Annotated in this window: 9 protein-coding genes and 1 pseudogene; 7 read left to right on the top strand and 3 right to left on the bottom strand. The window is 70.7% G+C overall.

All coding sequences use genetic code 11. The features are described from left to right. The 7 genes from ACWDX9_RS53250 to ACWDX9_RS53220 all read left to right on the top strand — a co-directional run. The coding region (locus tag ACWDX9_RS53250; RefSeq protein WP_449969728.1) for a molybdopterin-binding protein at positions 1-847 on the top strand (847 nt) is incomplete at its 5' end. Between the two features lie 48 nt (positions 848-895). Beyond that, positions 896-2,602, top strand: a complete 1,707-nt coding sequence (locus ACWDX9_RS53245; protein WP_364239890.1) for a thiamine pyrophosphate-binding protein — start codon at positions 896-898, stop codon at positions 2,600-2,602. A gap of 9 nt (positions 2,603-2,611) precedes the next feature. Beyond that, positions 2,612-3,838: a formyl-CoA transferase gene (gene frc, locus ACWDX9_RS53240; protein WP_449969730.1), complete on the top strand. Its 1,227-nt coding sequence runs from the start codon at positions 2,612-2,614 to the stop codon at positions 3,836-3,838. After that, positions 3,838-5,949, top strand: a complete 2,112-nt coding sequence (locus tag ACWDX9_RS53235) for an acetate--CoA ligase family protein (protein WP_449969724.1) — start codon at positions 3,838-3,840, stop codon at positions 5,947-5,949. Before frc ends, ACWDX9_RS53235 begins: the two co-directional genes overlap by 1 nt. A 77-nt stretch (positions 5,950-6,026) precedes the next feature. Then, positions 6,027-7,517, top strand: a complete 1,491-nt coding sequence (locus ACWDX9_RS53230) for an Nramp family divalent metal transporter (protein ID WP_449969721.1) — start codon at positions 6,027-6,029, stop codon at positions 7,515-7,517. After that, positions 7,517-8,005: a hypothetical protein gene (locus ACWDX9_RS53225; RefSeq protein WP_449894959.1), complete on the top strand. Its 489-nt coding sequence runs from the start codon at positions 7,517-7,519 to the stop codon at positions 8,003-8,005. Before ACWDX9_RS53230 ends, ACWDX9_RS53225 begins: the two co-directional genes overlap by 1 nt. Beyond that, positions 8,002-8,991, top strand: a complete 990-nt coding sequence (locus ACWDX9_RS53220; RefSeq protein ID WP_449969718.1) for a TerC family protein — start codon at positions 8,002-8,004, stop codon at positions 8,989-8,991. The genes ACWDX9_RS53225 and ACWDX9_RS53220 overlap by 4 nt, the downstream gene beginning before the upstream one ends. A gap of 41 nt (positions 8,992-9,032) precedes the next feature. Here ACWDX9_RS53220 and ACWDX9_RS53215 read toward each other — a convergent pair whose 3' ends face one another. The 3 genes and pseudogenes from ACWDX9_RS53215 to ACWDX9_RS53205 form a co-directional block, all read right to left on the bottom strand. Continuing rightward, on the bottom strand, positions 9,033-9,212 hold the full coding sequence (locus ACWDX9_RS53215; protein WP_449969715.1) for a hypothetical protein: 180 nt from the start codon (positions 9,210-9,212) through the stop codon (positions 9,033-9,035). Between the two features lie 78 nt (positions 9,213-9,290). Then, positions 9,291-10,028 carry a GntR family transcriptional regulator gene (locus tag ACWDX9_RS53210; protein WP_350725084.1) on the bottom strand — a complete coding sequence of 246 codons (738 nt, stop codon included), beginning with the start codon at positions 10,026-10,028 and terminating at the stop codon, positions 9,291-9,293. Between the two features lie 141 nt (positions 10,029-10,169). Further along, positions 10,170-10,794, bottom strand: a pseudogene (locus ACWDX9_RS53205) (MFS transporter); the annotation flags it as partial.

Raw genomic sequence — 10,794 nt, 5'->3', positions numbered from 1 at the left:
GCTGCCGTACGAGCAGGCCGCGGTGGACGGGGCGCGGGTGAACGGCGCCGCCGAGATCGGGCGGCACATCCGGCGGCGGGGCGAGGACATCGCCGAGGGCGCGGTCGTGCTGGGCGCGGGCGCGGTGGTGACCCCGGTGGCGCTCGGCCTGGCCGCCGCGCTGGGCCACGACGAGCTGCCCGTACGGCCCCGCCCGCAGGTGGCGGTGCTGATCACCGGGGACGAGGTCGTGCACGAGGGCCTGCCCGCGCCGGGGCGGGTGCGCGACGCCATCGGCCCGTTCCTGCCGGGGCTGGTGGCGTGGGCCGGCGGCCGGGTGGCGAGCACCGACGTGCTGCCCGACGGCCGGGAAGCGCTCCACGCCGCACTCAAGACCGGGGCGGCGGACGTGGTCGCCGTGTGCGGCGCGTCGTCCAAGGGGCCCACCGACCACCTCAGGGCCGTGCTGGGCGACCTCGGCGCCGACGTGATCGTCGACGGCGTCGCCGTGCGGCCCGGGCACCCGCAGCTCCTGGCCCGGCTGCCGGGAGGGGCGCTGGTCGTCGGCCTGCCGGGAAACCCGTTCGCGGCCCTCGGCGCGGCCCTCACGCTGCTCGCGCCCATCCTGCGCGAGCTGGCCGGGATCCCCGTCCGCACGGAGACGTCGGCGCTGGCCGGAGCGGTGCGGGCGCATCCGCGCGACACGCGGCTCGTGCCGGTCCGGAGGTCGGGCCGGGGCGCGGTGCCGGTGGGGCACGACCGGCCGGGTTCGCTGTGGGGGGCGGCCCTGGCCGACGCGCTGGCCGTGGTCCCTCCGGGGTGGGCCGGTGAGCAGGTCGAGCTGATCGAGTTGCCCCCTGGGGGCTAGACAGGCCGAACGGGAGGGAGTAACCATTGCGGTCATACGGTATGCAGTATGCGGAAGACAGCCGACGCCGGAAAGGGTGGCATGATGTCGGAAACGATCTCTGGTGGTCATCTCGTAGCCAAGGCACTCAAGGCCGAGGGTGTGGACGTGATCTACACGCTCTGCGGCGGCCACATCATCGATATCTATGACGGCTGCGTCGATGAGGGCATCGAGGTCATCGACGTACGCCACGAGCAGGTGGCGGCACACGCGGCCGACGGGTACGCGCGCATCACCGGCAAGCCCGGCTGCGCCGTGGTCACCGCCGGCCCGGGCACGACCGACGCGGTCACCGGCGTGGCCAACGCCTTCCGCGCGGAGAGCCCCATGTTGCTCATCGGCGGCCAGGGAGCGCTGAGCCAGCACAAGATGGGCTCGCTGCAGGACCTGCCGCACGTGGACATGATGAGCCCGATCACGAAGTTCGCGGCCACGGTGCCGAGCACGGAGCGGGTGGCGGACATCGTGTCGATGGCCTTCCGCGAGTGCTACCACGGCGCTCCGGGCCCGTCCTTCCTGGAGATCCCGCGCGACGTGCTCGACGCGAAGGTCCCCTTGGAGAAGGCGCGCCTCCCCAAGGCCGGGCACTACCGGGCCTCGACCCGCCAGCAGGGCGACCCCGAGGCGATCGAGCGGCTGGCCGACATGCTGGCGCACGCGGAGAAGCCGTGCATCCTGCTCGGGAGCCAGGTGTGGACGTGCCGGGCCACGGACGCCGCGATCGACTTCGTCCGGGCCCTGAACGTGCCCGCGTACATGAACGGCTCGGGCCGCGGCACGCTCCCGCCCGGCGACCCGCACCACTTCCAGCTCAGCCGCAGGTACGCCTTCACCAACGCCGACCTGATCATCATCGTCGGCACCCCGTTCGACTTCCGGATGGGCTACGGCAAGCGCCTGTCGCCGACCGCCGCCGTGGTCCAGATCGACCTCGACTACCGCACGGTCGGCAAGAACCGCGACATCGACCTGGGGATCGTCGGCGACGCCGGCCTCGTCCTCGCGGCGGCGGCCCAGGCCGCCAGCGGCCGCATCGAGAACGCGGTCACCAAGCGCAAGGAGTGGATGGACGAGCTGCGCGCGGTCGAGACCCAGGCGTACGAGAAGCGCCTGCCCCGCCAGCTCTCCGGCGCCCAGCCCATCGACCCCTACCGCCTGGTCCACGAGATCAACGAGTTCCTCACCGAGGACACGATCTACATCGGCGACGGCGGCGACATCGTCACCTTCTCCGGCCAGGTCGTGCAGCCCAAGTCGCCCGGCCACTGGATGGACCCGGGACCGCTCGGCACGCTCGGCGTCGGCATGGCCTTCGCGATGGCGGCCAAGCAGGCGCGGCGCGACAAGGAGGTGCTCTGCCTGTTCGGCGACGGCGCCTTCAGCCTGACCGGCTGGGACTTCGAGACCATGGTCCGCTTCGACCTGCCGTTCATCGGGGTCATCGGCAACAACTCGTCCATGAACCAGATCAGGTACGGCCAGGCCGCCAAGTACGGCGAGGACCGCGCCCGGGTCGGCAACACCCTCGGCGACATCCGCTACGGCGACTTCGCCAAGCTGCTCGGCGGCCACGGCGAGGAGGTGCGCGACCCGGCCGAGATCCGCCCCGCGCTGGAGCGGGCCAGGGAGTCGGGCAAGCCCTCGCTGATCAACGTGTGGGTCGATCCAGAGGTCTACGCCCCCGGAACCATGAACCAGACGATGTACAAGTAGGGGAGCTCCATCATGAAGGCTCTCGAAGGTGTCCGCGTCCTCGACATGACCCACGTCCAGTCGGGCCCGTCCTGCACCCAGCTGCTCGCCTGGCTGGGCGCGGACGTCGTCAAGCTGGAGGCCCCGACCGGCGACATCACCCGGCAGCAGCTCCGCGATCTCCCGGACGTCGACAGCCTCTATTTCACGATGCTCAACTGCAACAAGCGCAGCATCACCCTCAACATGAAGAGCGAGCGCGGCAAGGAGATCTTCACCGACCTGGTGAGGAGCGCCGACATCCTGGTCGAGAACTTCGGCCCGGGCGCGGTCGACCGCATGGGCTTCACCTGGGACCGCCTCCAGGAGCTCAACCCGCGCCTGATCTACGCCTCGATCAAGGGCTTCGGCACCGGCAGGTACGCCAAGTTCAAGGCGTACGAGGTGATCGCCCAGGCCATGGGCGGCTCGATGACCTCCACCGGCTTCGAGGAGGGCCCGCCGCTGGCCACCGGGGCGCAGATCGGCGACTCGGGCACCGGCATCCACGCGGTCGCCGGGATCCTGGCCGCCCTCTACCAGCGCCAGCAGACCGGCCGCGGGCAGCGCGTACAGGTGGCCATGCAGCACGCCGTGCTGAACCTGTGCCGCGTCAAGCTCCGCGACCAGCAGCGCCTGGCGCACGGCCCGCTGCGCGAGTACCCGAACAAGACGTTCGGCGACGAGGTGCCCCGCTCGGGCAACGCCAGCGGCGGCGGCCAGCCCGGCTGGGCGGTGCGCTGCGCGCCCGGCGGACCCAACGACTACATCTACGTGATCGTGCAGCCGGTCGGCTGGAAGCCCATCTCGAACATCATCGGCCGCCCCGAGCTGGCCGAGGACCCCGAGTGGGCGACGCCCGAGGCGCGGCTGCCGAAGCTGGACAAGATGTTCCAGCTCATCGAGGAGTGGACGATCCGCCACGACAAGTGGACGGTCCTCGACCGGCTCAACGCCGAGAACATCCCGTGCGGGCCGATCCTGTCCACCAAGGAGCTGGTCCAGGACGAGAGCCTGCGCGAGGAGGGCATCGTCGTCACGGTCGACCACCCGGAGCGCGGCGAGTTCGTGACCGTCGGCAGCCCGCTGCAGCTGTCGGACTCCCCGGTCGACGTCCGCACCCCGCCCCTGCTCGGCGAGCACAACCAGGAGATCTACGGCGAGCTCGGCGTCAGCGCGGACGAGCTGGCCGAACTCAGGACGAACGGAGTCATCTAGTGGTCCGCGAAGTCATCGAGAAGGCGCTCGCCGAGGGCCGCACGGCCCTGACCGCCCCCGAGGGGCGCAAGATCTGCGAGGAGTACGGCATCGCCACGCCGGGCGAGGGCCTGGCCACCTCCGCCGACGAGGCGGTCTCCATCGCCGAGCGCATCGGCCTCCCGGTCGTCCTGAAGATCGTCTCCCCGGACATCCTGCACAAGACGGACGCGGGCGGCGTGCTGGTCGGCCTGAAGAGCGCGGAGGAGGTGCGCGCGGGCTACGACACGATCCTCGCCAACGCCCGCGCGTACAACGCCGACGCCGCCATCGACGGCGTCCAGGTGCAGCAGCTCGTCGGCGGCGGCCACGAGGTCATCGTCGGCGCCGTCACCGACCCCACGTTCGGCAAGGTCATCGCCTTCGGGCTGGGCGGCGTCCTGGTCGAGGTACTCAAGGACGTGACCTTCCGGCTTGCCCCGGTTTCGGGTGAAGATGCCCTTGGGATGCTGGATGACATCAGGGCGGCGGAAGTGCTCCGTGGTGCCCGTGGCGCGGAGCCCGCGAACCGGGAGGCACTGGCGGAGCTGATCGAGCGCGTCGGCCGGCTGGTCTCCGACTTCCCCGAGATCGTCGAGGTGGACCTCAACCCCGTCTTCGCCGACGCCAACGGCGCGGTCGCCGCCGACGTGCGCATCCTCATCGGCGACAAGCCCGCCGAGGTCGCCCGCCTGTCGCGGGAGGAGATCCTCCGGCAGATGACGCGGATCTTCAAGCCGCGCTCGGTGGCCGTGATCGGCGCCTCCGCCGAGACCGGCAAGATCGGCAACTCGGTCATGCGCAACCTCATCAACGGCGGCTACCAGGGGCAGATCTTCCCGATCAACCCCAAGGCCGACGAGATCATGGGGCTGACCGCGTACAAGAGCATCTCGGACGTGCCCGGCGACGTGGACGTGGCCGTGTTCGCGATCCCCGCCAAGTTCGTGGCGCCGGCGCTGGAGGAGAGCGGGCGCAAGGGCGTGGCGGGCGCGATCATGATCCCGTCGGGGTTCGCCGAGACGGGGAACGTCGAGGGCCAGAAGGAGATCGTCGAGATCGCGCGCAGGCACGGAGTGCGCATGCTCGGGCCCAACATCTACGGCTACTACTACACGCCCGAGAACCTCTGCGCGACGTTCTGCACCCCGTACGACGTCAAGGGCAGCGTGGCGCTGACCTCGCAGAGCGGCGGCATCGGCATGGCCATCCTGGGCTTCAGCCGCACCACCAAGATGGGCGTCTCGGCCATCGTCGGCGTCGGCAACAAGGCCGACGTGGACGAGGACGACCTGCTGACCTTCTTCGAGCAGGACGACAACACCAAGGCCGTCGCCATGCACCTGGAGGACCTCAAGGACGGCCGCGGCTTCGTCGAGGCCGCGCGCCGGGTCGTCAGGCAGAAGCCGGTCATCGTGCTCAAGGCCGGCCGTACCGCGATGGGCGCGCGGGCGGCGGGCTCGCACACGGGCGCGCTGGCGGGCGACGACAAGGTCTACGACGACATCCTGCGGCAGGCCGGGGTCGTGCGCGCGCCGGGGCTCAACGACATGCTCGAATACGCCCGCGCGCTGCCGATCCTGCCCGCGCCCAAGGGCGAGAACGTCGTCATCATCACCGGGGCGGGCGGCTCGGGCGTGCTGCTGTCGGACGCCATCGTGGACGCCGGGCTGACGCTCATGGACATCCCGGACGACCTGGACGCGGCCTTCCGCGCCTACATCCCGCCGTTCGGCGCGGCGGGCAACCCCATCGACATCACCGGCGGCGAACCCCCCTCGACCTACGAGAACACGGTCCGCCTCGGCCTGGCCGACGAGCGCATCCACGCGCTCGTCCTGGGCTACTGGCACACGATCGTGACGCCGCCGATGGTCTTCGCCGAGCTCATCGCCCGCGTCGTGGCGGAGGAGCGGGCGAAGGGCAACGTCAAGCCGGTCGTCGCGTCGCTCGCCGGCGACACCGAAGTAGAGGAGGCCAGCGAGTACCTGTTCGAGCACGGCGTGGTCGCGTACCCGTACACGACGGAGAAGCCCGTGGCGGTCCTCGGCGCGAAATACCGCTGGGCCAGGGCTGCCGGTTTGTTGCGCTAAGAGCCGAGCGCAACAAGCCGGGTGAGGGGGCTAATCGGGGCGCACGAGGAAGCAACAACCCCCCAGGAGGTCCGTAGGTGGACACATCGAAAACACCACCGGCGACGGCCACGCCGCCGGTCGAGGACGAACGAGTATGGAAAGCGGGCCGGCTCGCGCCGATGCCCATCAGGAAGCTGCCCGACGCGCCTCCGTCGGTGCACATTCTCGGGCCGACGGTCTTCCTCGTCGCGCTGGGCGTGGGCATGGGCGAGTCGTACATGTGGCCCAGGCTGGTGCTGCTGTTCGGGCCCGAGATCAGGTGGCTGTTCCTGATCGGCGTCACGCTGCAGGCCTTCGTGATGCTGGAGATGGCGCGCTACGCCATGGCGACGGGGGAGAGCATCTTCTCCGGCGCGGCCCGGGTGTTCAAGCCGCTGATGTGGTTCTTCTTCATCGTGGCCATCGCCGTCTACATCTGGCCGGGACACCTGTCGGCCGGAGCGGCGGCGTTCGAGGAGATCACCGGAATCCCGTGGATGGTGACCGCCATCGTCGGGCTCGTCCTGGTCGGCGTGGTGTTCAGCCTGGCCAAGGTGATCTACAACGTGCTGGAGAACGTGTTGTCGCTGCTCATCGGCACACTCGTGGTCGGCACGGCGGTGGTCGCGGCCATGGTCGGCTCCTGGGGCGACGTGGCCTCCACGCTCTCGGGCATGTTCTCCTTCGGTTACTTCCCGTCGGAGGCCATGTCGGCGGCCTGGTTCCCCGTCATCGTGGGGGCGTGCGCCTTCGCCGGACCCTCCGGCATGCAGCAGATGTGGTACACGCTGCACCTGCGTGACTCCGGGGCCGGCATGGGCGCGCACATCCCGCAGATCCGCGGGCTGCGGCACGCGGGGCAGCAAGAGGAGATGCCCGCGCGCGGGTTCATGTTCGACACCGAGGACCCGGCCGAGATGGCCAAGTGGAAGGGGTGGCGGCGCTGGGTCACGTTCGACGCGCTGCTGCTGTTCTGGGGCGTCACCATGCTGGTGACGATCTCGTTCACGGTGATCGCGCAGTCCGCCGTGCGGCTCAACCCGGGCGTGCGGGCCGTCATCCAGGGTGACGACCGCGAGGTGGCGCTCACCGCGATGGCCAACGCCGTCTCCCACGCGGGCAGCTCGGTGCTCGGGGCGGTCTTCCTCGGGTTCATCGCGCTGATCGGCCTGAACGCCACCCTGGGGCTGTTCGACTCCTTCTCCCGGGGCCAGGCTGACATGACGTACCACTTCGTGCCCGGGGCGAAGAAGCTGGGCATGTCGCGCCTGTACGGGGTCTTCCTCTGGGGCGTGATCATTTTCGGCATCCTGATCCTGCTGTTCGGACCGGCCGACGGGCCGAGCGGGATCCTGGACACGCTGGCGTTCCTGTCGACGTTCGCGATGGGGGCGTACTGCGTGACCCTGCTCCTGGTGAACAACCGCATGCTGCCCAAACCGATCCGGCCCAAGTGGTGGACGAACGTCATCATCGGCTTCGGCGCGGTGTTCTACCTGGGGATGCTGTTCTACAGTCTGTTCGCCTTCGGCGTGGTCGTGGGCTGATGGACGGACGGCACAGCCTCGAACTCGCCCTGCCAGGGGCGTCGATCGGAGCCGTCGCCGGAGCCATGGCCGGTGGGCTGACCCTGTTCGCGGGGCAGCCCACCGGGATGGCCGCGCTGTCGGCCCTGTCGCTCGCCGTGCCGCTCGCCCTCTTCGGCGGCCTGTACGGCGTGCTGCTCGGCCACGGCGTGTTCCGTCCGGGGACCTTCGGGCCGGTCGGCCTGTACTGGGTGGCGGCCTTCCCCGTCTCCCGGCTCGCGCAGGAGAGCCTGGTCGGGATCGGCCTGGCCGACGGAGTGCTGCCGTTCCTGGCGTACCAGGCGATGGTGAGCCTCGGCTTCGCGATCGGCTTCGTCTGGCTGCACGAGCGGATCATGCCGTACTGGCTGATCCGCCGCGCCGCCGCCAACCCGCTGGCCAAGGACCTGCTCGGCGTCTACGTCCGGCACGCCGGGATGTTGCGCGCACGGAAGGGGGCCCGCCGGTGAACCTGCCTCCCTGGATCTGGCTGGCCACGATCGCCGGCTTCGCGGTCGTGCTCGCCGTGGACTTCTGGCTCGTCGCCAGGAGGCCGCACGAGCCGTCCATGAAGGAGTGCGTGGCCTGGGTCTCGTTCTACGTCGCCCTGGCCGCGGCCTTCGGCGCGGGACTCCTGCTGCTGTCGGGCCCCGCGCACGGCGGGGAGTTCTTCGCCGGCTGGATCACCGAGTACTCGCTCAGCGTGGACAACCTCTTCGTCTTCCTACTGATCATGAGCCGCTTCCAGGTGCCGCGCGAGTACCGCCAGAAGGTGCTGCTCATCGGCATCATCCTGGCGCTGGGGATGCGCGGCGCGTTCATCGCGGCCGGCGCGGGCGCGGTGGCCAGGTTCGACTGGCTCTTCTACGTCTTCGGAGCCTTCCTCGTCTACACGGCGTGGAAGCTCATGGGCGGCGCGGACGACGAGGCGGAGTTCTCCGAGAACGTCGCCCTGCGCGCGGTGCGCCGGGTGCTCCCGACCACGGACACCTATCACGGCGCCCGGCTCACCGTGCACCTCGGCCGCAGGATGGTCACCCCGATGCTGATCGTCATGGTCGCCATCGGGACCACCGACCTGCTCTTCGCGCTCGACTCCATCCCGGCCATCTTCGGCCTCACCAAGGAGCCGTACCTGGTCTTCACCGCCAACGCCTTCGCCCTCATGGGGCTGCGCCAGCTCTTCTTCCTCATCGGCGGGCTGCTCGACCGGCTCGTCTACCTGAGCAAGGGGCTGTCGGTGGTGCTGGCCTTCATCGGCGTGAAGCTGATCCTCGAGGCCCTGCACCACGACGGCGTGTCGTGGGCGCCGGAGATCCCGATCCTGGTCTCCCTCGGCGTCATCGTCGGCACCCTCGCCGTCACCACGGTGCTGAGCCTCATCAAGTCGGCCCGCGACGCGAAGGCGTCCGCCGCGGCCTCGGAGGGGGTGGAGCCCGAGCCCGTGGAACGCTGACCACGCCGCGGCATCGGGGCGATCGTCCCTGCCGCGGCTCCTCAGTGACGCGGACAGTTGGGTACGTCGTGCTCCGCGGCCGCCCACTCGCGCAGGTAGCGGTCCGCTTCGTCGGCGGAGTAGTGCTTCTTGAGAGCTGTGCTCAGACCCAGGCCGATCACCCGGCCGTCCGCTGCCTGGCCCGGGGGATCACCGAGGAGAAAGCGGATGAACGCCTTCATGGTCACGCACCTCCATTCGTCCGGCTCCATCCTCTACCCGAGGTGTTTCGGAGCATGCGGTCTCTTGTGAACGGCAGATCAACCCGGCTGCCGCGTCCGGCGCCGCCGCACCGGCTTGGGCGCCGGCTGGACGGGCTCCTGCTCGCGCTGAGCCATGTACGAGGCGCGGGTGTGCTCGGTGTGCTCGCGCATGATCTTGGCCGCCCGCCGCTCGTCGCCCGCCTCGATGGCGTCGATCAGCGAGGTGTGCTCCTCCCACGAGGCCATGCCGCGCTGGCGGGCCACCGGCGTGTGGTACCACCGCACCCGCCTGGCCACCTGGCTGGCCAGCTCGGAGAGGACCTTGTTGCCCGACAGGGCGGTCACCAGGGCGTGCAGCTCGGAGTTGGTCGCCACGGCGGAGTCGACGTCGTCGGCCTCCACCGCCGCGATGCCCCGCGCGCACAGGGCGCGCAGCCGCTTGACGCCGTCCTCGCCCGCCTGCTTGGCGGCGAGCCTGGCGGACTCGGTCTCCAGCAGCGTGCGCACGGCCAGCAGCTGGTCGGCCTCCTCCACGGTCGGGACGTGCACGAACGCGCCCTGGCCGGGGAACAGGTCGACCCAGCCCTCGCCGCTAAGCTGCTGCAGCGCCTCGCGGACCGGCTGCCTGGACACGCCGAGCAGCTCGGCCAGCTCGCTCTCCACGAGGTGCTGGCCCGGCTTGAGCTGCCCGGAGACGATGAGCTCCTGGATAGCCTCGATAACGCTCTCGCGGAGCGTGGCTGGGCGGGGAATCTTGGTGGCCGCCGCCTGACCGGCCTGATCCGACAGCAACATGGTCACGTCTCCAGGGCTGCGCTACGGTTTTTCGTCGACTGCCTACAGCATACCGTCCAGGGATCTCTCCTGGCCGTGAGCCTCATCACAGGCGCCCCGGTGCTGGACGGCGGCGCCCGTGACCGGCGGGGCGGGTGGGTGTCACAAGGGGATGGTGGCAGGGAGGCCGGGGATGCGGAGGCGGGGGATGGCCAGGGCCGGAAGGGCGGCGAGAGCGGCGGCGACGGCGAGCGCGGCCACAGGGGTGCTCAGGGCGAGCAGGGCCAGGGCGGCGGCTCCCGCTCCGGCCAGGGCCTTGGCGCTGTAGACGACGGCGTGGATCTCGCCCGCCCGCTCGACCCCGAAGAACTCCCGCACCAGGCTGGCGAGCAGCGGGTAGAACGCCCCGCCCCCGAGCCCGGCCGCCACGGCCCCGAGCCACAACAGCGGCCCTCCGGCCATCACAGGCTCGGCGCCGGGCGGCGTGGTGGCGAGGGCGGTGGCGAGAAGCACCTGGCCGGTGGCGAGGGCGGTCAGGACGGCGGTGAGCACGCGGCGCCGCCCGTACAGCTCCGAGCAGCGCATCGCCACCGACCGGCTGGCCCCGTTCAGCGCCACCAGGACGGCCAGCGCGCCCCACGACCCGGTCCCCGCGATCACGATCACGTCGAAGATCGACACCGCGCCCGCGCACGTCAGGATCAGGGCCAGCGCCGGCAGCGTACGCGTGCGCAGCGCCTGCGCCGGCCCGAACTGCCGGGCCGCCTCCGGCGTCGTGCGCAGCCGC

It is taken from the genome of Nonomuraea sp. NPDC003201, assembly GCF_053590415.1.
The sequence above is the reverse complement of the archived record's forward strand: the minus strand, read 5'-3'. Positions and strand labels throughout refer to the sequence as shown.

Bases quoted from the DNA above. Each gene is read 5' to 3' on its own strand.
- ACWDX9_RS53225 (WP_449894959.1), top strand. From the start codon at position 7,517: ATGGACGGACGGCACAGCCTCGAACTCGCCCTGCCAGGGGCGTCGATC.
- ACWDX9_RS53215 (WP_449969715.1), bottom strand. From the start codon at position 9,212: ATGAAGGCGTTCATCCGCTTTCTCCTCGGTGATCCCCCGGGCCAGGCA.
- ACWDX9_RS53210 (WP_350725084.1), bottom strand. From the start codon at position 10,028: ATGTTGCTGTCGGATCAGGCCGGTCAGGCGGCGGCCACCAAGATTCCC.
- ACWDX9_RS53245 (WP_364239890.1), top strand. From the start codon at position 896: ATGCGGAAGACAGCCGACGCCGGAAAGGGTGGCATGATGTCGGAAACG.